The organism is Acinetobacter sp. SwsAc4, assembly GCF_013391535.1.
Lineage (GTDB): Bacteria > Pseudomonadota > Gammaproteobacteria > Pseudomonadales > Moraxellaceae > Acinetobacter.
The window spans coordinates 24,223-43,652 of record NZ_JACAXC010000021.1 but is presented as its reverse complement, the minus strand read 5'-3'; the positions used below and the strand labels follow the sequence as shown (position 1 = coordinate 43,652).

At 49.2% G+C, this 19,430-nt stretch carries 24 protein-coding genes and 3 pseudogenes; 22 read left to right on the top strand and 5 right to left on the bottom strand.

Annotated elements, in window-relative coordinates:
• Positions 1 to 133: 133 nt before the first annotated feature.
• From HYG88_RS15310 to HYG88_RS10780, 3 genes and pseudogenes are all read left to right on the top strand, one after another.
• Positions 134 to 235: pseudogene (locus HYG88_RS15310) on the top strand (TIGR02391 family protein); the annotation flags it as partial.
• Between the two features lie 3 nt (positions 236 to 238).
• On the top strand, positions 239 to 334 hold the full coding sequence (locus HYG88_RS15305) for a TIGR02391 family protein (protein ID WP_228130596.1): 96 nt from the start codon (positions 239 to 241) through the stop codon (positions 332 to 334).
• Between the two features lie 13 nt (positions 335 to 347).
• Positions 348 to 1,115 carry a hypothetical protein gene (locus tag HYG88_RS10780; protein ID WP_016165495.1) on the top strand — a complete coding sequence of 256 codons (768 nt, stop codon included), beginning with the start codon at positions 348 to 350 and terminating at the stop codon, positions 1,113 to 1,115.
• A 167-nt stretch (positions 1,116 to 1,282) separates the two neighbouring features.
• Here the strand turns inward: HYG88_RS10780 and HYG88_RS15300 are convergent, their stop codons facing one another.
• The 3 genes from HYG88_RS15300 to HYG88_RS10770 form a co-directional block, all read right to left on the bottom strand.
• Entirely contained in the window at positions 1,283 to 1,477 is a 195-nt protein-coding gene (locus HYG88_RS15300) for a hypothetical protein (RefSeq protein WP_228130595.1), read from the bottom strand.
• An 83-nt stretch (positions 1,478 to 1,560) separates the two neighbouring features.
• A complete protein-coding gene (locus tag HYG88_RS10775; RefSeq protein ID WP_016165493.1) occupies positions 1,561 to 2,349 on the bottom strand; it encodes a hypothetical protein in 789 nt (262 codons plus the stop codon).
• A 6-nt stretch (positions 2,350 to 2,355) separates the two neighbouring features.
• The gene (locus HYG88_RS10770; protein ID WP_016165492.1) at positions 2,356 to 3,258 is read right to left on the bottom strand and encodes a WYL domain-containing protein; all 903 of its coding nucleotides are present in this window, start codon (positions 3,256 to 3,258) and stop codon (positions 2,356 to 2,358) included.
• 89 nt (positions 3,259 to 3,347) lie between these two features.
• Between HYG88_RS10770 and HYG88_RS10765 the strand changes: the two genes are divergently transcribed.
• The 13 genes and pseudogenes from HYG88_RS10765 (at position 3,348) to HYG88_RS10705 (ending at position 13,350) form a co-directional block, all read left to right on the top strand.
• A complete protein-coding gene (locus tag HYG88_RS10765; protein ID WP_016165491.1) occupies positions 3,348 to 4,541 on the top strand; it encodes a hypothetical protein in 1,194 nt (397 codons plus the stop codon).
• Positions 4,538 to 6,793: a ThiF family adenylyltransferase gene (locus tag HYG88_RS10760; protein ID WP_016165490.1), complete on the top strand. Its 2,256-nt coding sequence runs from the start codon at positions 4,538 to 4,540 to the stop codon at positions 6,791 to 6,793. Before HYG88_RS10765 ends, HYG88_RS10760 begins: the two co-directional genes overlap by 4 nt.
• A gap of 45 nt (positions 6,794 to 6,838) precedes the next feature.
• Positions 6,839 to 7,909, top strand: a complete 1,071-nt coding sequence (locus HYG88_RS10755; RefSeq protein ID WP_016165489.1) for a hypothetical protein — start codon at positions 6,839 to 6,841, stop codon at positions 7,907 to 7,909.
• 8 nt (positions 7,910 to 7,917) lie between these two features.
• Positions 7,918 to 8,867 (top strand): annotated as a pseudogene (locus HYG88_RS15440) (DUF6685 family protein).
• 264 nt (positions 8,868 to 9,131) lie between these two features.
• Entirely contained in the window at positions 9,132 to 9,482 is a 351-nt protein-coding gene (locus tag HYG88_RS10745; RefSeq protein WP_016165486.1) for a helix-turn-helix domain-containing protein, read from the top strand.
• 3 nt (positions 9,483 to 9,485) lie between these two features.
• Positions 9,486 to 10,019 (top strand): ImmA/IrrE family metallo-endopeptidase, encoded by a 534-nt coding sequence (locus HYG88_RS10740; protein WP_016165485.1) that lies wholly within the window; start codon positions 9,486 to 9,488, stop codon positions 10,017 to 10,019.
• Between the two features lie 146 nt (positions 10,020 to 10,165).
• On the top strand, positions 10,166 to 10,327 hold the full coding sequence (locus HYG88_RS10735; protein WP_155757786.1) for a hypothetical protein: 162 nt from the start codon (positions 10,166 to 10,168) through the stop codon (positions 10,325 to 10,327).
• Positions 10,328 to 10,390: 63 nt separating this feature from the next.
• Entirely contained in the window at positions 10,391 to 10,621 is a 231-nt protein-coding gene (locus HYG88_RS10730) for a hypothetical protein (RefSeq protein WP_016165483.1), read from the top strand.
• A gap of 24 nt (positions 10,622 to 10,645) precedes the next feature.
• A complete protein-coding gene (locus HYG88_RS10725) occupies positions 10,646 to 10,891 on the top strand; it encodes a hypothetical protein (protein WP_016165482.1) in 246 nt (81 codons plus the stop codon).
• A 7-nt stretch (positions 10,892 to 10,898) separates the two neighbouring features.
• The gene (locus HYG88_RS10720; RefSeq protein ID WP_016165481.1) at positions 10,899 to 11,150 is read left to right on the top strand and encodes a hypothetical protein; all 252 of its coding nucleotides are present in this window, start codon (positions 10,899 to 10,901) and stop codon (positions 11,148 to 11,150) included.
• Positions 11,151 to 11,183: 33 nt separating this feature from the next.
• Positions 11,184 to 11,420, top strand: a complete 237-nt coding sequence (locus HYG88_RS10715; RefSeq protein WP_016165480.1) for a hypothetical protein — start codon at positions 11,184 to 11,186, stop codon at positions 11,418 to 11,420.
• A gap of 475 nt (positions 11,421 to 11,895) precedes the next feature.
• Positions 11,896 to 13,095, top strand: coding sequence for an integrase arm-type DNA-binding domain-containing protein (locus tag HYG88_RS10710; protein WP_000059658.1), 1,200 nt, complete (start codon positions 11,896 to 11,898; stop codon positions 13,093 to 13,095).
• A gap of 33 nt (positions 13,096 to 13,128) precedes the next feature.
• Positions 13,129 to 13,350, top strand: coding sequence for a hypothetical protein (locus HYG88_RS10705; protein ID WP_001986288.1), 222 nt, complete (start codon positions 13,129 to 13,131; stop codon positions 13,348 to 13,350).
• A 252-nt stretch (positions 13,351 to 13,602) separates the two neighbouring features.
• Here HYG88_RS10705 and HYG88_RS10700 read toward each other — a convergent pair whose 3' ends face one another.
• Entirely contained in the window at positions 13,603 to 13,854 is a 252-nt protein-coding gene (locus tag HYG88_RS10700; protein WP_004658363.1) for a hypothetical protein, read from the bottom strand.
• Positions 13,855 to 14,048: 194 nt separating this feature from the next.
• Between HYG88_RS10700 and HYG88_RS10695 the strand changes: the two genes are divergently transcribed.
• From HYG88_RS10695 to HYG88_RS10680, 4 genes and pseudogenes are all read left to right on the top strand, one after another.
• On the top strand, positions 14,049 to 14,270 hold the full coding sequence (locus HYG88_RS10695; protein WP_004658364.1) for a helix-turn-helix transcriptional regulator: 222 nt from the start codon (positions 14,049 to 14,051) through the stop codon (positions 14,268 to 14,270).
• Positions 14,271 to 14,553: 283 nt separating this feature from the next.
• A pseudogene (locus HYG88_RS10690) lies at positions 14,554 to 15,698 on the top strand (IS3-like element ISAba14 family transposase).
• Positions 15,699 to 15,830: 132 nt separating this feature from the next.
• The gene (aac(3)-IId, locus tag HYG88_RS10685) at positions 15,831 to 16,691 is read left to right on the top strand and encodes an aminoglycoside N-acetyltransferase AAC(3)-IId (protein ID WP_000557454.1); all 861 of its coding nucleotides are present in this window, start codon (positions 15,831 to 15,833) and stop codon (positions 16,689 to 16,691) included.
• 12 nt (positions 16,692 to 16,703) lie between these two features.
• On the top strand, positions 16,704 to 17,246 hold the full coding sequence (locus tag HYG88_RS10680) for an AAA family ATPase (protein WP_000587837.1): 543 nt from the start codon (positions 16,704 to 16,706) through the stop codon (positions 17,244 to 17,246).
• Positions 17,247 to 17,727: 481 nt separating this feature from the next.
• Here HYG88_RS10680 and HYG88_RS10675 read toward each other — a convergent pair whose 3' ends face one another.
• Positions 17,728 to 17,919, bottom strand: coding sequence for a hypothetical protein (locus HYG88_RS10675; protein WP_000951934.1), 192 nt, complete (start codon positions 17,917 to 17,919; stop codon positions 17,728 to 17,730).
• A gap of 23 nt (positions 17,920 to 17,942) precedes the next feature.
• On the opposite strand from HYG88_RS10675, the gene HYG88_RS10670 reads away from it, so the two are divergent.
• Entirely contained in the window at positions 17,943 to 18,170 is a 228-nt protein-coding gene (locus HYG88_RS10670; RefSeq protein WP_000248278.1) for a hypothetical protein, read from the top strand.
• 50 nt (positions 18,171 to 18,220) lie between these two features.
• Positions 18,221 to 19,357 (top strand): DUF3883 domain-containing protein, encoded by a 1,137-nt coding sequence (locus tag HYG88_RS10665; protein WP_000080860.1) that lies wholly within the window; start codon positions 18,221 to 18,223, stop codon positions 19,355 to 19,357.
• Positions 19,358 to 19,430: the final 73 nt, after the last annotated feature.

The window sequence follows — 19,430 nt, the reverse complement described above, 5'->3', positions numbered from 1 at the left end:
ATTCTATGAACTATATGTGACGGGGAAAAGTCAGATCAATGAACAGGCATTTTTAAGGGTCATCAGATTAAGTGCATTTTGATAATGAATAAAGCGCCGTTTGGCGCTTTATTCATCCTAGGGACCGCTCACCACCGAGTCCGAGAAGAGCGAGCAAAAAGGCTTTGCCAACCTGCTGATCGGCCTGTTCGGCGCCGTGCGCAATCCGCTGACTCATGCGCCCAAGGCGAATTAGCCCATGTCCGAACAGGATTCACTGGACATCCTGACGCTGGTATCGCTGATTCACCGCAAGCTGGATGGCACCACGAAATTAGCGGCCGTATCGCCATAAGGGAAAGACAAGAATGGACGAGGCGATCGTAGTCTTCTCTCGGAAAGGGATTTTCCAGACTACGATTGCCGCGCGTGACGTTCGCAGCCGGGAACATGCACGCAAGCTGTGGCCCCTGGTGTCTCCCGGCGCATCACGGCAGATGGTGACATGGGTCAGCCCCTCCTTTGAGAGCGGGAAGTTGCGTCGGAGATCCCACTTCCGCGTGCTTCCTGCCCAACACACCTTTAATCCGAAAGCGCACTTCGACGATGAAGAAGCCAGCCGGTGGCGCGCTGTGCAGGAAAGCCCCGAACACCGACAGGCGAAAGAACTTGTCGCTGCCGAACTCTCCCGACGCTTGAATGCCGGGCTTGCGATGCCGTGGGCGTTCAAAGATACGGATGCGTCGGACTATGCGCTGGAAGGCAACTTGTTGCTGGGTGCCGACCGGGTGGCAACCGAGCATCCTCTGGAGACGCCATTCGGCAGCAAATTCCGGCTCGACGTTGCCGTGCTCGGGCCGCCGGTTCAGGTCGAGCCGATGGTGCTTGGCGGCGTTGAAATCGAACTCAGCCACGCCTTCGACGGCCGCAAGGCGCTGATCGGGAAGTCGCTCGGATTTCCGTTGATCTCCATCGACATCACGGAGATGATGCTGGACGAACTCACGCCTGAGTGGGCACAGCGGGTACTGACCACAACCACGCGGAGCCACGAGCAAGGACGCCGGCAGACCTACATCTATCTCCACGACCTGCTGTACCACCTCTACGCGCAATTGCCAACGATGAGACGCTGAACAAGCTGGTGCGCTGGATGAACCTGCTCGCGGAGAAGCTAGAGTACCCGAAGGGTACGGTCGCCGTTGCCTTGGTCAATGGAAAGAACTAACAGTCGCGCAAGATGCTGGAACGCGCGGGACAAGTCGTTGGCCCCGACTGGAGTGAATTCAATGACCAGCGCTGCTTAGGGCTGACCTTGCCGCGCCCCAAAGGCCCAGCCGATCTCCAAGCCCATCGCTTCCACATGACGATGGCGCGCATCCTGCTGTCGCACACTGATGCGCACGTTAGCTACAAATACTGCAACTGCGTGGACAACAACCACCCCGAAGAAGACGTGTGGGTGGCGCATCGCTGGATTGCCGACCTGAAAACCCATACCCGGCACCGCGTATTGCCGGAGTCACCTTGCGGGCAAACACTACAACGGAGCCAGGCGCCTGTTTGCTTGTTGGACAGTTCTCAGTCCGTCGTCGGTTTTGGTGCTCTTTTCCGCGGAGCCGAAGAAGGCAAAGACGGCAAGCACTCGAATAGGCGTTCTGCATAGACGAACCCCATCCGCCTGACTGCGCTCTGATCGAAATACAGTAGCCAAGCGGCCAGTAACGCCAGCGAAATGAGCAGCGTTAGGCCAGCAGCCAGCCCCGGATCAGCAAAATGCACAGGGTCAAAATGTGGAGGCGCAACCTGCAAGATTTTTGCAATCAGCAATCCATAAAGGATACCCAAGAGGCACGACAAAATGCCAACAGGTTTCATCGCTAACATATTGCGATGGAATCCGTATGCAATATTCTCTTTGAGTAGGAGCTGCTTGTTGGAACGGGTGAGTTCACGAAGTCGCTTGGTTGCCCCAATGTAGGTATCGTCCGCCTTGTCCTGATCTGCTGATTCCTCCTCTGCGTTCGGCATGGCAATACCCAGCTTAGCTGTAATCGCGGTGTGATATCGCTGCTTGCTGACGCTATCCAGAAATTTGTCGCGATGGCGCAGGGCTATGGTTGTTGGCATTCCGCCCCATTTTTTCACTAGGGATTCTTCCAACTTTTTTCCCCGCCCACGGGCTACGCTTGCGAGTGCATAAATGGCACCGCAGCCACCCAGCAGTCCAATCACGCCTGTAAGTACCGGGTGCTTTGCGCCGTAGACACACAACAAGGGAACGAGCAGCGGCAAAGCTACAAGAAGTCCTGGAATTACGCGCGCCTTGCGCTCGTAGGGGTCTTTGACCAGTTCAAAAATATTCGTCATAGGTGCTTAGCTTTGGGCCGACAAGGCATCAATATAGGGTTGAATTTCATCGCGGTTTTTCAAAGTGATCTGCTGCGCGAGGGGGTCGGGTGCTTCCTTGGTATGCAAGCCCAAACGCCTCAGTGTGTAGTACAGAAACGCTTGGCGGCATGGAAGTTTGACCTGTCCACCCTCCATTCCATAGTCCAACTCCAGGACTCGTTTCTTGGCAGCGGGTAAATCGGGATGCGGTGCAAGCACCAGCGTCAATACAGTTTGCCAATGCGAATCCTGGCTGGCGTCCACTTGGCTCGCCTCGAAGCCATCGATGCGCAGGATTCGGGCGAGGACGAAATCGCTGAAGCGCTGGCGCTTATGGCAAAACGCGCGCATGTGCCAGCGAAAACCGTCGTTGCCCAGAGCGTGCGGCGACAGCAGACGAACCGATTCGTCCAAGGACGTCATGGACTGGTAGCTCACCCAAATGGCTTCCTGCTGCCGAATTGCCCGGACCACTGCTTCGACGGTTTGTTCATTGATGGTGCGCCAAGGGGACGGTGCCCAATCTGCCTCAGGCGCTGAGCCAATAAAGCTGGACGCTGGTTCGATGACGCCCATCTTGGTGGCCAGCAGCTCCGCTAGATAGTGTTGCACCGAACTTCGCTGGTAAAGCGGGTGAAAACTCGGTGCTGCCGTGTAAGTCTTGGAACTGCGGTCATAAATCAGGTTGTTCGGCGCTAACTCCGTGTACTTGGCAATGTCCAGTGAGGCCTGGGGAATCGATATGCCGAAGTGCTCGGTGAGATCCATTCGATTGATGCGCCGCTCCCAGCGCAAACGGAAATCGATGAATTGAAGTCTGCTCTCTAACCCCCAGCTTAGCCCTTTGGGCTCAGCGGGATCGGCGGCAGTTACAGGAGGCTCTTGCATTATTTGCGCCTAATAAGTAGACGGATATAAAAAATAGTCGTACATTAACTATACGCGATCATCCTTCGGTCGTCTACCCGGAGACCTCAATGCCCACAACCATCACCTTTTTCCCCGTCGACAACGGGGACATGACACTCATCAAGTTCGGCGATCTTGACGCGACGACCCTGCTGATCGACGTAAACATCAGACAAGATGCCGATGATCCTGGGAAGGACGTGCGCGATGTCGCCAAGGATCTGCGCGAACGACTGAAAAAAGACGAGAACGGCAGGCCATATGTCGATGCCTTTTTGTTGAGCCACCCGGACCAGGATCATTGCCGTGGGCTGACGCGGCATTTCTACCTGGGACCGCTGGACAAGTACCCGGATGACAAGAAGGACGACAAGGACAAGAAAATCGTGATCCGGGAGATGTGGTCGTCTCCCATCGTGTTTCGACGCGCAAGCAAGACGCACACTTTGAGCGACGACGCCAAGGTATTCAACACGGAGGCGCGTCGGCGGATACAACTGAACCGCGACAAGAACTTCGCCGTCGGAAACGGCGACCGCATCCAGATCATGGGCGAGGACATCGATGGAAAAACCGATGATCTCACCTCGATTGTGCGGAAGGTGGACACGCGCTTCTCGACGATCAACGGCAAGAGTTCCGCATTCTTCTCTGCGTTTCTTTTGGCCCCCCTGGATGCCCAGGACGACGAAGAAGAGGAAGAGTGCCTGGTCAAGAACCAGTCCAGCGTGATCCTGAACATCACGTTAGCCGCTGATGCTCAGACGCCGGATGGCGCAAAGTTCCTTACTGGTGGCGATGCTGAGGTGTTCATCTGGAACCGCCAGTGGCAGCGCCACGAGACCGAAGCCGATGTACTTGAGTACGACATCATGCAGGCACCGCATCACTGTTCTTGGCATTCGCTGTCCTATGACAGTTGGTCCGACTACGGCGAGAAGGCCAAACTCGATGCCGATGCCCGCAAGGCGCTTTCGCAGACCCGTGACGGCGCCGTCATCGTCGCCAGTTGCAAGCCGATTGCAGACGACGACAGTGATCCACCCTGCATCCGCGCAAAGCGTGAGTACGTGGCGATCGTAGACGAAGCAAAGGGCGAGTTCTATTGCACGGGCGAGTACCCGAGCGAGAAATCCTTGGAGCCCCTCGTTTTCACCGTCACCGCTCAGGGAGTGCAGCCGCCCTCGAAGAAGGAGTCCGGATCGAAGGCCGCTGCCGTGATCACCTCCGCGCGCACTCCGATGCCGCACGGGGCATCATGACGGGCGCCATCGCTGACGCACTACATCAACTTCAGCGGCATCGGGGCCTGATTCGCGTTGGCGAGCCCAAGGCAAGCGGTGCATCGACGCAAATAGAAGTCGATGTTGCCGTCCAACTGCCAAACAGGTCACGGCGTAACGGCGTCTCCGAAACCGGAGTGCGCGCTGTCGAGACATGCGTGCTGGTATTCGGCAGTGATTGGCCCCTGTCCGCGCCCAAGCCTTTCTTGCGTGCGGACTTTCCGCTCAATTTGCCGCACATCAACCCCCATCGCGAAGGTGAGCTGGTCTCGCCTTGCCTGTTCGAGGGGTCCTTGGACGAACTGCTGCATCGGTTTGGTCTAGACGCCATTGTCGATCAGTTGGTCGATTGGCTGCACAAGGCTGCGGCCGGAACATTGCTGGACTTGGAACAGGGGTGGGAGCCGACGCGCCGAGACAGTTGTCCTTCGACCATTGTATTCAGTGCCGAAAAGGTTGCGGCCTCCGCACCTGCTGACGGCACGATTCTGGTAGTTCCCGCAGGCTACGTGACGATTGATGGCGGGCTATACGCCATCCTCAATGCCGAACTGACCGCACAAATCGATGCAGTGTTCGTCCATGATGTTCACAACGACAAATTGGGCAAGTGGGGAAATGGCCATACTGCGGCCTTCATTGCGCGGGCTCCAATGACCGACGGCCACCCGCACATGGTCGGACGCTACCAACCGGAGACGGTTGTCGATCTCGCGACGCTGCTTGATCTAGCAGCGGAACTTGGCATTGATCGCGACGCGTTGGCCCAAGGCTTGGATGGTTATTACGGACGCTCGATCCTGGATATGCAGCAGGACTCGCGCGGCTGGGTGCATGGCTTGTACGCGATTGTAATTCTGACGGTACAACGGCCAGCGTCGCTTGTGGGTTCACCAGGGAGAAGTGTCGAGGTATTGCCCTACGCGGTGCGCTATGAACTCAACGCTAAAGCGCTCCTGGAGCGAAACGCCACGGTTCACCCAGCCTTTCACGCGCATGCGTTGTCTCCTGAGTTGCTAGCAAGGACATCCGGCATTCCACCAGCAGCCACATCGCAGCCGCTAGTCATACTCGGCTGCGGAAGTGTGGGATCGAAAATCGCGATGCAACTGGGGCGAGCAGGTTTCGGCTCAATGACTTTCGTCGACAACGAGTCCATGTCACCTCATAACGCGGCACGGCATGCACTCATTGAGCGGACATCGGTACTGGTCCCACCTCGGAAGTCGGCGCGGATGAAGACGGCCTTTGAGGAGCTGTCGCATCTTCAATCGCGCGCGTTCGACACCGACGCCGTGACCCTTCTGGTCGATCCGGCACAGTTCGCCACAGTCATTCCGCAGGATGCGGCTCTCATCGTGGATGCGACGGCCTCACTTCAGGTGCTGGCCGCAGAAACACAATCAGCAGTACTGAACCAGTCTCCTGCCCGCCTGGTACGGATCGCGATGTATGGTCAGGGCCGCTGTGTCGCGGTTTTGCTTGAAGGACCTAGTCGCGCCGGTCGGGTTGACGACCTCACGGCATTCTTGTTCGAGTGCTGTCGGTTTGTGCCGGAACTGCGGGCATCGATTGCTGGGGATACGTCGGAGCCGACGCGCATTTTTGTGGGCGACAACTGCCGTTCACTGACGATGCCAATGTCTGATGCCGTTGTTTCGCGTTCTTCGTCACTGGCCGGTCTGCAACTGGAACGCTGGCTCGTTGGCGGGCTTCCGAAGGAGGCGATGCTTTGCACCGGGATCTCGGATGCCGAAGGCCTCGGCATGGCATGGACCCGCGCCAGTCTTGGCCCGACCACTGTGCTCGACGTAGCTGATGATGGTGGCTGGAACATTCGGATTCTGCACCCAGTCGTGCAAGCGATCCATGCCGATGCGCTGCACTGGGGCGCTCTGGAAACAGGCGGAGCCTTGGTCGGCCGCATCTCGTTTGAAAATCGAACCATCACCATTGCGGGCATCGTGGACGCGCCGCCTGACAGCATTCGAGAGGCCGCCTGCTTCGTCCTCGGAACGGATGGACTTGTTCAGAATTTGCGTGCGGCAAATGGAGCCTCTTTAGGGTATCTCACCTTCATCGGAACTTGGCACAGCCACCCGAAAGGCGGCCCACACTCGGGCATAGACCGAAACACATTGCGCAACATCGCCGAGGATGCTGGTGGTCTTCCCGCCGTGTCGTTGGTATGGACTCCGACAGGACCCACATGTGCGGTGGATCGCTGGTAGGGGTAAAGCCACCAGCACTTTATTGGCATAAAACAAGAGGGATGTATGGCTGACTACTTCGAGATCGATTTTCTTGGCGTCGAAACAGCAAAAAGCGGAGATGCGATCACGCTTCGCTATTCTGTGAATGGCACTGAGGGCGTGCACGTCGTTGACGGAGGATATCTGGATACGGGAGATCAGATTGTCGAGCACCTGAAGACCTACTACGGAACAACAGTCATCGACCATGTGATTCTCACGCACCCTGATCGCGATCACGCAAATGGTTTGCGAAAAGTTCTAGAGCAGTGCACGGTCAGAAATCTTTGGATCAACAGGCCGTGGATCTATGCAGATCAGTTGATTGATCGATTCGAGACCTATGAATCGGTTGAGGCGCTGAGACGGAAGTTGCGCTCCATCTACGATGCCACGGCAATTCTTGAGGATCTGGCGGTAGAAAAGGGAATTCCAATCCATGCCCCCCTTCAGGGGCAGAGCATCGGCCCCTTCACTGTGATGGCACCAACCCTGGGGCGCTATTTCGACCTGATTGTGGACTCCACGAAGACACCGGAGGCTGTTGAAGAAAGTGCTTTGGACAGCGCGTTGAGCGGCATATTCCGGGCAATGAAGGCCGCGACCGCCTACATCAAATCCCTGTGGGGCGAGGAGTATTTTCCGCCTGAGCCTACCAGTCGTGAAAATGAAATGAGTGTGGTCCAGTCGGCTGTCCTGAACGGTCATCGTGTCATGCTTACTGGCGATGCCGGGCGTGAGGCGCTGCAAGAGGTTATTGACTACGCGCCATTTGCCGGACTCGCGTTGCCAGGCATTCGGTATTTTCAGGTGCCCCACCATGGCGGGCGGCACAATGTCTCGACTGAAATTCTGGACCAACTGGTTGGTTCACGGTTGGACAGTATGCCGATCCAGCATACCTGGAATGCCATTTGCAGTTCTGCCAAAGCCGATGAGGATCACCCGCGGAAGTCCGTAATTCGCGCTGTATTACACCGGGGTGGGCACTGGGCGGCAACCGAAAGCAAGAATCTCCGCATCGGGGCGGGCATTACCCGCGATGGTTGGGTATCAATTCCTCAAGCGGAGTACCCCGAAGAACAAGAGAGTTGAGTCTATGAATGCGATGTCGCTCTCTGAGTTACCAACTTCAGTGCTCGAACTCCACACATGGCCGTGGTGGCGAAGATATTGGAATCGACCGCCGGAACTGGTTCGGAAGCGGTGTGAAGCTTGGTGTGAACTATTGGAGCTTAGGGAGGCGGCAGGAAAAGGCGTGCGCCTCAACACCCCAAAATCGAAGATTTTTGATGACTCACGCCGTCGATGGAGCATCCTGGATAAACTCGACCGTGGCAACTTTACTTTGCGGAGTCGCTTTCCGGTCTCAGCCTGGGGCGCTAAGGAGGATTTTCCAAAGTCCACATGGATCGCTAGTGCAAGTGACGATGGCGCCTCACTTTGAATGCGACGCAAGCGATATAGAGGGCATCTCCTCAAGTAAGTCAGCAGGCATGCCGCACGAAAATGTGGATGTCTTTGGTGCCTACTATATTGATGAGCAGAATCGATATGCCAGAAAAGGAAAGCCCTCGCTCTGACTGGATGATGCGAGCTTAAAAGAGCTTTGTTCACATGGCGAAATCCGGCTAATGCACGGACGTGGCTCCGACACGTTTAGCGTGCGAGCTTGGGATGGCCGTTTTTCCTTGATAACAGTGGCGGATCTCACCATCTTGCGGGCGCCGTGCATGTCGCCACGCGCATTGGCGCGAGCATTCACCACGCCTCGAAACTCTATCTCTACCAGCTCAACCATTTGACTGTGCAATGGCTGCTCGATGGATTTCATCTGGTATTGCTCCCCAGGTATTTGGATGGACAGATGCTATGGACTGTGAAGAGCTTGGTAGGTTCTGGTTCGAACATGGAGTTCCCACCTGTACTGGGCGAAGGTTCGCTTTTGGCGTTCCCTCGGGGTTCGCAAATCGCCGAGTGCGTGATGGCAGAACTATTGAGTCAGGGGCACCACGATTTAGGCAATGATTTAAGGGAGGCACTGGCTGCGTAACAGCAGTTCTTGACTGAATCGACGACTCCATGGACAAAGCAATTTTCATCTCCAATCTGCTGACAAGGATGTCTATGAATCACAGATAGTTGGATTTCATGGCACAGTATCTATTCTTAGTAGTAATATTAAAAAATTAACCTTTAGGTTGAATATTTAATCCAATATGTTGAATAAAAGATAAAGTTAATATAAGATTGGTTAATACTGTAAAAAGTATTTACTCTTTCAATAATGAATGAGTAACGCAATAGGGTTACGAAAATGTCTAAACTAACAGATTTTGGAAAAGCGATTAGGAAACTTAGGATTGATTATGATACCAATCTTAATGAACTAGCGACTTCAATTGGCGTTAGTTCAGCTTTCTTATCAGCTGTGGAAACAGGAAAAAAGCCAATAAGTGCTGAATTAATTACAAAAATTACAAACGCATTAGGTTTAAGTAAAGCAGAGGAAAATTTGCTTACACATGCTGCTAGTCAAAGTGTTGATAATGTTACTGTTCGAACAAATAGCCCAGAAGAAGCAGAAATTGCTTTGATGTTTGCTAGACGAATTCAAGACGATACTTTGAATATGGCGCAACTTAGAAAAATTCTTGAGGAGAATTGATATATGACATCTGGATGTATGCCTAGAGGTGTTAAAGTCGCGCCTTTAAGTAAACAAAGCATAAAACAAAAAGCACTCATTATTCGTGACAAGATTTTTAAACTGTCACTAAATCAGTCAATAGATTTAAGTCGAGGCTTAGAACATCGATTGCATGAATTAGGTGTCATTTTAGAAGTCTGGGAAATTGAGGATATGCCTGATGTTGAGGCTTTAACTAATCCAGATGCTATGACTATTATTCTTCGTGCAGATACTTATGATGCTTTATGCGATGTATCTGATCCAAAACATTGCCGTGCGCGATTTACTGTAGCACATGAAATAGGGCACTTAATTCTTCATGAGGGTTTTGCCTTAGCACGTGGTGCAGTCAGGCATAAACATTATGAAGATTCTGAATGGCAAGCTGATACGTTTGCGGCAGAGTTACTGATGCCAACACAAGCATGTATTAATTTGTCTATTGAAGACATTCAAGAAAAATTCAAAGTTGGTTATAAAGCGGCTAGAAATAAATTTAGTTCTTTAAAATGAAAAAACTGATATGAAAGCTATCTTTCATATCAGTTTCGGATAGTACACCCAAGGGCTATTCGGCTTACTCAGATGACTACTATAAAGCGTGAGAACTTCATTGTAGATCATTTAAGTCAGCTTTTCAAATCTCCTTGGGAGAGGAGGTGAGCTATGTGCTTAAGAAATTAGGTACTCAAGAACCGCCGAAAGGCATGAAATGGATCTTTTGTAGATTCCGTAAAGTACGAGGCAATTCTGGCAAGGTGTTAGATGCGCATGAGTATGGTTATGAGGCATGGGCTTTTTTAGTTCCATGTGCAACTTAAGTGATCTGGTGCACAGGCATTCGTGCTTGTGTGCTTTCTAAAATTAACAATGGAGTATTAAATATGTCTAATTACTTAATCAATCACAAAAATTGCCCTGAATGTGGTGGGCGTATCAAAGGTTATTATTATTACTGTGGCCGTTGTGGGAATCAGGATGTCGTAAATTGGAAATTTACAGGCATATTCCTGATGATTGCAGGTGCTATTTTCTTTCTTGTTATGTATTTCTCAACAAAAAAAATCTGTGAAAATACCTTTTTCTCGCAAGCTATATTCTGCAATTTTTTTTAAATAATTTATAGGTTGAGTATTAACATGTTTGAAGGATTCATACCTAATTATTCATGTTTATTGCATGCTAGAGATCTTGAAGGAAATATAATCGAAATCCATTTTTTTTCGAAATATACGCCAGAGCAAGCAATTGAAAAAAGCAAAGATTATTGGACTTATGATCTTATAAGGTTTATAGATTTTCCGACTCCTCAAAGATTTGAGTGGGGGAAAAAGACTATAGTCCATCCATTGGATAAAAAAGAATATACTGTTATATATAAGTAGGTTAGGAATGAAAGTTAAAGATTTAATTGAAAAATTAGAAAAGTTTGATCCTGAATTAGAGGTTTTAATTGCCAATGAGGATGATGAGATCATTGGCCTAAACAACATGGTACGATTCTTTGATGTCAGTCATGTTTCTTCTGTTCATGCGGAAACACGAAGAAATGATGTAGAAAGGAATGTTGAATTTACATTCGTAGGAATGCCAACTAAACATTCTAGAGAGTTTATTTTCATTGATGTCGTTTCACAATTTTAGAATTTTTTTTTGAAATTACTTATAGAAGATTGTATGAACAATAATTGTGAAAAATGTACTGTTTTATCTATAGATAGTATGCCGTTAGGCTGGAATACAATAGTAAAAGAAGATTGGGTTGACGATCTAAGTGGCGGTACGGAATGGAAGCAATTTGAGTGTATCCATTGCAAATCTATTCATAATATTAAGTATCGTGATGTGGGTGCTAGTCGCTCACGTTGGTTTTTCAAAAATGAATTGCCAAAATACTTAGGATTTAATGATTAAATTCATGCAAAAATCTGAAAGAAAAAAGCGCCGTTGGGTGCTTTTTTTAATTGTTCAAACCCTTCCTATGATCCTAGACACCTAATTTCAGGGCGATTGCAGCTACAGACTTGTGTGAGGTTGAAAGTGCATAATCAATTGCTTGCTTTTTAAATTCTGGACTAAAGCCTTTAGCCATTTTTACATCTATAAAGTTAACGTTACGTTATCTTTAGAAGTAAGCATTGTCCATATGGGCTGGGCTAGGATCAGTATAAGACTTATTTAACATTGATCACAGATAAGTAAGTTGTTGGGAAATTAAATTAGAGGTGGTACTCATGATGGTTACTAAAACTAAAATATTTTCAATAATAAACATATAAAACAATATATTACAAATATATATGATGCGTAACATACGCATCATATATATTTTCTTCTATTTTGATATAATGGATCTCGTCAATCCGCTGATAGGTTTCATTTAAATTTCATGAGTCTTACTGAAATTAAAGTTCGCCAAGCTCATTGCAAGGAAAAAACTTGTTTTTTATCCGATGAAGATGGACTTAGCCTGAAGATTGAGCCGACTGGAAGAAAATCTTGGTGCTATCGCTATACAGATCCACAAACAAAAAAACGTCGCCGCATTCAGTTGGGGCTTTATCCTGATTTATCGCTGAAAAAGGCACGACAAGTCAAAGATGACTTTAAAGACAATAATTATTGTTTTGAGCATGATACTGTCTCTAATGTCATCACCTTTCGTAAGGTAGGGGAGGAGTGGCTGCAGTTCAAACTGAAAAATGCATTTAATGATTCACCCCGCTGCGGTGTACTACAGTTAGCAGAAAGATGTTTACAGCAAGATATTTATCCAGACCTTCAGGATTTACCTTTTCAAAACATCAAGCGTTATGACCTGGTTTCAGTAATCAAAAAAATAGAGGGACGCCAAGTAAAAGAACCTGTCAAGAAAGCTTGTAGTTATTTGAACCAAATTTATGACTACGCTGTAGCGATGGGTTATTGTGAATTCAACATCGCGCATGGTTTAAATAAAATCGCCATTAACAGTAAAATCAAGAAGAATTATCCGTATTTGAAAGCGGAGGATATATCAGATTTTAAGAAAAATTTATTAAAATTGGATGCCCATCCGATTATTAAAAAAGCACTGCTGTTCAAATTACATACTGGCGTGCGAGGGGCTGAATTGTTATTGGCTGAGCCTCATCATTTTGATTTAAATGAAAAAATCTGGAAAATACCTGCCTTGCATATTAAACAGTTTCGACGAAAAGTCATATTAGGCCATGAGATTCCCGACTTCTTAGTTCCACTTTCAGATCAGGCTTTAGATATTTTAAAAGACGTCATGCAATGGTCATACGGTGAAAAGTACATTTTTGCTAGCCCACGGAAACATAATCAACCGATTCATTTTAATACATTAAATATGGCTATACGTAAGATGGGCTATGGAAAACATCAATTATCCTCTCATGGACTACGTTCCACTTTTAGTACCATTTTGAATGACTCAGGTTTGTTCCAGGATAACTGGATTGAGGCACAACTTTCACATATTGATAAGAACCGTACCCGTGCCAGCTATAATCACGCTGACTATTTAGCCCAGCGGACTGAAATGATGCAGTGGTGGGGTGATTATTTAAGTACTGCTAAGTGAAAATCGTACTTTTATACATAGACTTAAAACATTATGGGGTTTCAAATGGATAGTAAACAATATACTTGCCGTGTTACATGGTCAGCAGAATATAATGAGTATGTTGGGTTGTGTGCTGAGTTTCCATCATTGTCTTGGCTTGATGCGGATCAGTCTAAAGCATTCTCAGGAATAGAGGAGCTCGTTGCTGATGTTGTCGCTGATATGATTAGCAATAATGAAAAAGTTCCTACACCACTCTCCGGGAAAATATAGTAGGCAGTTTGTTGTCCTTGTTCTCAGTGGTTCAACAAAAACTAGCCCTCGAAGCCGCAGAACGTGGCGTGGACATAAATTGTTTAGTATCAGTAAAAAGAGCGATGTAATTTTAGTACGAGTGAGTGATAGAGCAGGAACCTATGCTTCATATATTCAGTAAATGGTATGTTTTTGAATTAATAGGTATTTTTAAATAAAGCTTTCTTTGATTTAGTGCTTTTTATTTAATAAATTAATTTTAAAAACAACTTAGGCTAATTGATAAACACTATCTGGAAAGATTAAAAGAAAATATTTTTTAATTTCTGCTAATTCATTTAAGGCAGGTTCCCTTTCAAGCAGTTGAAATGTCCAAATAAGTACAGCCTGATGATTATCATAGCAAGTATTTACTCCAAGAAAATTAGCCATTCCATAACTTCTATTGATGTTCATTTCTTTAATTAATTGATTTCCTAAGTCACGAGCTTGCTGGCTGATCAATAACTCATTTGGTAACACGGCGGTCATCTCCACAAAATAATCTAATGCAGGTTCAATCCTTATATTTAAAAAGTTATAATTTAGTTGAAATGGATAAAATATACTTTCTATAAGTTGTAATAACCTGCTGTAGGTTAATTTTAGCAAAGTATTACTCAGTCAACAACTTCAAATAACCCACAGCAAGTTATTTTTTGTAAATTAATTTAAATATGATTACTTGTAAGTTATCTAGCCTCATGGGCGATAGAAAAATTTTAAAATTAAGTGAAGTGGTGCATGCAACAGGTATCAATCGCAACACGCTCACAAGTATGTATTATGACCGTGCTGTACGTATTGAATTACCAGTCGCCGATAAGTTGTGTAAGTACTTTAACTGTACGATGAATGATTTGTTTGAGTTTAAGGAAGAAGTTGAAGAAAAAGATTAACTTAATACTTCGTTTGATAAGTTTTTCGAAGAAAAAGACTAGCCAATACTTAGTTTGATAAGTTTTCCCTACAGGTCTAATACTGAATTTTATAAAGCTTCATCGAAAACATATATTTACTTTATTATTTATATAAAGGAATCAATCGAATGATAGAGGTATTTTTCTTATACCTTAATTAATCTGAATCGCGGATAAGAAATTAACAGAGATGGATCCGGAAATTTGAACAACTGCTATAAGTGATATTCTGCTCCTCAAATGATGTTATAAACATCAATATATGGAGTATTTTATGGCACGTAGACCAAGAAGAAATCATTCAAATGATTTTAAAGCTAAGGTAGCACTTGCTGCGATTAAAGCAGAAAAAACACTTGCTGAATTGAGTTCTGAGTTTGATGTTCATCAAAACCAAATTATTGACTGGAAAAATCAATTAATCTCAGCTTCCTCGCAAGCTTTCGATCAATCAAAAGCTCCATCAGAACCCCCCATTGATCTTAAAAAGTTACATGCAAAAATCGGTGAGCAGGCATTAGAAATTGATTTTTTAGAAGGTGTGTTGAAGAAACTGGGCCGCTTCAACCACAAAAGTTAATCGACGACTCACTTCAGATTTCAGTATCTAAGCAAGCTAAGCTGCTGAAAGTCTCCCGTGGTTGTTATTATTATCGCCCAAAACCTGTTAGCTCATCAGATCTGAAACTGATGCGGTGTATTGATGAATTACATATGCAATATCCTTTTGCAGGCAGCCGTATGATGCGTGATTTGTTGAATCGTCAAGGGCATCATATAGGACGACGTCATACACGTACTTTAATGAAGAAAATGGGTATTCAGGCGTTATATTGCAAACCAAATTTAAGCCAGGCGAATCAAGCTCACCGTAAATATCCATATCTGCTCTAAGGGTTGGCTATTCAGCGCAGTAATCAAGTGTGGTCTACGGATATAACGTATATCCCTATGGCAAAAGGCTTTGTTTATTTATGTGCTGTGATTGATTGGCATAGCCGCAAGGTACTTGCGCATAGGGTATCGATTAGTATGGAGGTGGATTTTTGTATTTCGGCTTTAAATGAAGCGATTGAAAAATATGGTCGACCTGAAATATTTAATACAGACCAAGGCAGCCAGTTTACCAGTGATGCATTTATTGATGTATTGAAATCAAATGGCATTCAAATCAGTATGGATGGTAAAGGTCGATGGGTAGATAATGTGATGGTTGAACGATTATGGCGGAGCGTTAAATATGAAGAGGTGTATCTCAAAGCTTATAGCAGTGTCACAGATGCGAAAAAGCAATTAAGTGCATATTTTGAGTTTTATAATTTGAAACGACCTCATTCGAGTCTAGACAAAATGACACCAAATGAGTTTTACTATGATCAGCTACCCCAACAAAACAAGGTGGCTTAACTAGAGCGGAATATCACTTATAAATACGCTTTTAGTTGTTCAAACAAGTGGGACCACCTCTATATCTCGATAGGTATAGTAGAGTGATATCTCGATAGGTATAGTGTTTTGCAGTTTAGAGGAGATATCGCGATGCATACGCGGAAGGCAATAACGGAGGCGCTTCAAAAACTCGGAGTCCAAACCGGTGACCTCTTGATGGTGCATGCCTCACTTAAAGCGATTGGTCCGGTCGAAGGAGGAGCGGAGACGGTCGTTGCCGCGTTACGCTCCGCGGTTGGGCCGACTGGCACTGTGATGGGATACGCGTCGTGGGACCGATCACCCTACGAGGAGACTCTGAATGGCGCTCGGCTGGATGACGAAGCCCGCCGTACCTGGCTGCCGTTCGATCCCGCAACAGCCGGGACTTACCGTGGGTTCGGCCTGCTGAATCAATTTCTGGTTCAAGCCCCCGGCGCGCGGCGCAGCGCGCACCCCGATGCATCGATGGTCGCGGTTGGTCCGCTGGCTGAAACGCTGACGGAGCCTCACGAACTCGGTCACGCCTTGGGGGAAGGATCGCCCGTCGAGCGGTTCGTTCGCCTTGGCGGGAAGGCCCTGCTGTTGGGTGCGCCGCTAAACTCCGTTACCGCATTGCACTACGCCGAGGCGGTTGCCGATATCCCCAACAAACGGTGGGTGACGTATGAGATGCCGATGCTTGGAAGAGACGGTGAAGTCGCCTGGAAAACGGCATCGGATTACGATTCAAACGGCATTCTCGATTGCTTTGCTATCGAAGGAAAGCCGGATGCGGTTGAAACTATAGCAAATGCTTACGTGAAGCTCGGTCGCCATCGAGAAGGTGTCGTGGGCTTTGCTCAGTGCTACCTGTTCGACGCGCAGGACATCGTGACGTTCGGCGTCACCTATCTTGAGAAGCATTTCGGAACCACTCCGATCGTGCCTCCGCACGAGGCCGTCGAGCGCTCTTGCGAGCCTTCAGGTTAGAGGCCGTCGACAATGATAATCTGGATCAACGGACCTTTCGGCGCCGGAAAGACGACGCTCGCTAAGCGGCTGCGCGATCGGCGTTCCAAATCGCTGATCTTTGACCCCGAGGAAATCGGGTTCGTGGTGAAAGAAACGGTCCCCATGCCAGCGAGCGGAGACTATCAGGATCTCCCCTTGTGGAGGGGACTTACGATCGCGGCGGTCAGGGAGATTCGAAGGAATTACTCGCAGGACATCATCATCCCAATGACGCTCGTGCACCCGGACTATCTGACTGAGATACTCGACGGGGTAAGGCGGATCGACGATCAGCTGCTGCACATCTTTCTGACGCTCAACGAGGACCTATTGCGTCACCGGATCGCGAACCAGACCATGCATCCTGACCCGAATCGAAATGCGGAGATTCGAGAGTGGCGATTAGCGAATGTCGCCCGATGCTTGGCCGCAAGGGAACGGCTTCCATGCACAACCCGTGTTCTCGATAGTGGTGCACACACCAGCGATGAACTCGCAGCGATGGTGCTCGACGGAATCGATGGGCGCACCTGATCGCCTTCGACGCCTGCGCAAAGCGTAGCGCGAGGGTGGCGGGCTCACGACCAAACGCCCAGAGGTCGATCATCGCAGGGATGTTTGGCTTTGTGGTGCGGACGACGGGACTCGAACCCGTACTCTCACAGAGAAGCAGATTTTCGTACCACCTCGACTTTCGCCGCCGTCTGATGACGTTCGTGGTCTGGACTGTCCCTTCGCCATTGCCCGAAGGCTTTAGGCGCCGCCCGTCCAGTCTCTACACCTTCCCCCGAAGGGGCTTGGCTCGGGATTGGCTTAGGGTATTGCCCGTTAGCGTTCCCCGACTTTGAGCGGTTCTACTCCGCGGATTTCCCCGCGGGCACTCCAATTTTAAAGTCTGCTGCGTCTACCGATTTCGCCACGTCCGCCTTTTTTCGCCGTTCCTAGCGCTCGTGCGATGCACCTATGTTGCACCTAGCGCCGAATCGTTCTTCGTCATCCTGAAAAACCACGTCTCCTAAAGCCTTGCATAGCTTATCTTTTCTCCACCACGAACTTTTTTGTGGGATGGTAGAAAAAAAGACTTTTTAAGTCCGCTGGCTTGCCAGGCCTTGTTAGCTTGTACGGTCATGGTTATCGGGTAAAGAATATTGACGGCATCGCTGGTGTCGGTGGCTGAAAAGCCGGCTCCCATCAGGGCAATAGCCATTTCAGATGCAGGCGTACAGGGCAATGGTCAACAGCTACAGCCTGTCTGACGATTCCGGCGTCATGGCTGCGGCGGCTATCACGCATTTTTTGTTCGGTCAGGCGGTGTTTTCGTACCTCAATGGTTGGAGCGTGTTGATCGGACCTGGTACAGGTTTGGACAGCACGGGCTGCAAATACGCAAGGGATTTAATGGGCCTGGTGGCGTTCACGGCTTTTATCGTGACGTTTCTGTTCAGGGGCTACTCATAATCTCGTGGCTCGGCGGTTCCCGGCACACCATGACAGTAAGGAAGGACCCTGTGTCTCAACTCTCCCAGCTTCGAAGCCCCGCCGCCGTGCAGGCTGCCATCGATGAGTTCGTGCAACTGGGCCGCACGAAATTCCTGGCGCGCCACGGCTACGGCAAGTCCCGCGACTTCCTGGTACGTGATCCGAAGACCGGCACCGATTGCGATTCCAAGGCCATCGCCGGTGTGGCCTTCGGCAAGCAATTTCCCGAGCAGGGCCCGCTCACTGCTGACAGCTTCTCCGGTGGCGAGGCGACCGTCGTTCCGGCGCTGACGCGGCTCGGGTTTCGCATCATTCGCATCGGCGAAGACTGGTCCGAAGAAGAGGTCCTGGCCACGGTCGAAGACTATTTCGACATGCTGCGTGCCGAGGCGGCTGGGGAGCCGTACAACAAGTCCGAGCACAACCAGGCACTGCGCCAACTGCTGAACGGTCGCAGCAAGTCTTCAGTCGAGCTCAAGCACCAGAACATTAGCGCCGTACTCGATGCCCTGGGCCTGCCCTATATCAACGGCTACAAGCCACGCGGCAACAGCCAACTGCTGCTGCGTAAATCCGTACACGCCTACGTTCTGGAACATCAGCAGACGGTCGGCGCTCTTGTCGATGCCCTGGAGGAGGTAAAACTTCCGGGTGACAAAACCTACCGAGCGGCTTTGGTAGAACCACCCGCCCGTGAAGTGCTTGTGCGTACCCCGGCATCTCTACGGCAACGCCTACCGCGAAAGTTCGATTATGCCGCTCGCGATGAAGCCAACCGCAAGCTGGGCCGGGCAGGGGAGCAGTGGGTGATTGGCTACGAACAGCAACGCCTGACCGAGCTCGGCCACCCAGAGCTTTTTCAGCGGCTGGATTGGGTGTCCGACACCCAGGGAGACGGTGCGGGGTTCGACATCCTGTCGTTCGAAGAGGACGCCCATGAGCGCTTCATCGAGGTGAAAACCACCAATGGCGGGGTAGGCTCGTCTTTCTTGGTCAGCCACAACGAACTCGAATTCTCCAAGGAGGCGGGCGATCAATTCCATCTGTATCGCGTGTTCCAGTTTCGGGACGGTCCGCGCCTGTTCACGCTACCCGGCGACCTCAGCCAACATGTGCATCTCAAGCCGACGGACTACCGGGCGAGTTTCCGGAGTTTGGTGGGGTAAAGGCAGGGTTCTGTTGAGCCGAATGGCTGTGTGCGGCCGATTCTGTTGAAAAAGTAGCGGCCTCCCCATGCCG

Bases quoted from the DNA above. Each gene is read 5' to 3' on its own strand.
- HYG88_RS15305 (WP_228130596.1), top strand. From the start codon at position 239: ATGTCCGAACAGGATTCACTGGACATCCTGACGCTGGTATCGCTGATT.
- HYG88_RS10780 (WP_016165495.1), top strand. From the start codon at position 348: ATGGACGAGGCGATCGTAGTCTTCTCTCGGAAAGGGATTTTCCAGACT.
- HYG88_RS15300 (WP_228130595.1), bottom strand. From the start codon at position 1,477: ATGGGTTTTCAGGTCGGCAATCCAGCGATGCGCCACCCACACGTCTTC.
- HYG88_RS10775 (WP_016165493.1), bottom strand. From the start codon at position 2,349: ATGACGAATATTTTTGAACTGGTCAAAGACCCCTACGAGCGCAAGGCG.
- HYG88_RS10770 (WP_016165492.1), bottom strand. From the start codon at position 3,258: ATGCAAGAGCCTCCTGTAACTGCCGCCGATCCCGCTGAGCCCAAAGGG.
- HYG88_RS10765 (WP_016165491.1), top strand. From the start codon at position 3,348: ATGCCCACAACCATCACCTTTTTCCCCGTCGACAACGGGGACATGACA.
- HYG88_RS10760 (WP_016165490.1), top strand. From the start codon at position 4,538: ATGACGGGCGCCATCGCTGACGCACTACATCAACTTCAGCGGCATCGG.
- HYG88_RS10755 (WP_016165489.1), top strand. From the start codon at position 6,839: ATGGCTGACTACTTCGAGATCGATTTTCTTGGCGTCGAAACAGCAAAA.
- HYG88_RS10745 (WP_016165486.1), top strand. From the start codon at position 9,132: ATGTCTAAACTAACAGATTTTGGAAAAGCGATTAGGAAACTTAGGATT.
- HYG88_RS10740 (WP_016165485.1), top strand. From the start codon at position 9,486: ATGACATCTGGATGTATGCCTAGAGGTGTTAAAGTCGCGCCTTTAAGT.
- HYG88_RS10730 (WP_016165483.1), top strand. From the start codon at position 10,391: ATGTCTAATTACTTAATCAATCACAAAAATTGCCCTGAATGTGGTGGG.
- HYG88_RS10725 (WP_016165482.1), top strand. From the start codon at position 10,646: ATGTTTGAAGGATTCATACCTAATTATTCATGTTTATTGCATGCTAGA.
- HYG88_RS10720 (WP_016165481.1), top strand. From the start codon at position 10,899: ATGAAAGTTAAAGATTTAATTGAAAAATTAGAAAAGTTTGATCCTGAA.
- HYG88_RS10715 (WP_016165480.1), top strand. From the start codon at position 11,184: ATGAACAATAATTGTGAAAAATGTACTGTTTTATCTATAGATAGTATG.
- HYG88_RS10710 (WP_000059658.1), top strand. From the start codon at position 11,896: ATGAGTCTTACTGAAATTAAAGTTCGCCAAGCTCATTGCAAGGAAAAA.
- HYG88_RS10705 (WP_001986288.1), top strand. From the start codon at position 13,129: ATGGGGTTTCAAATGGATAGTAAACAATATACTTGCCGTGTTACATGG.
- HYG88_RS10695 (WP_004658364.1), top strand. From the start codon at position 14,049: ATGATTACTTGTAAGTTATCTAGCCTCATGGGCGATAGAAAAATTTTA.
- HYG88_RS10680 (WP_000587837.1), top strand. From the start codon at position 16,704: ATGATAATCTGGATCAACGGACCTTTCGGCGCCGGAAAGACGACGCTC.
- HYG88_RS10675 (WP_000951934.1), bottom strand. From the start codon at position 17,919: ATGGCTATTGCCCTGATGGGAGCCGGCTTTTCAGCCACCGACACCAGC.
- HYG88_RS10670 (WP_000248278.1), top strand. From the start codon at position 17,943: ATGGTCAACAGCTACAGCCTGTCTGACGATTCCGGCGTCATGGCTGCG.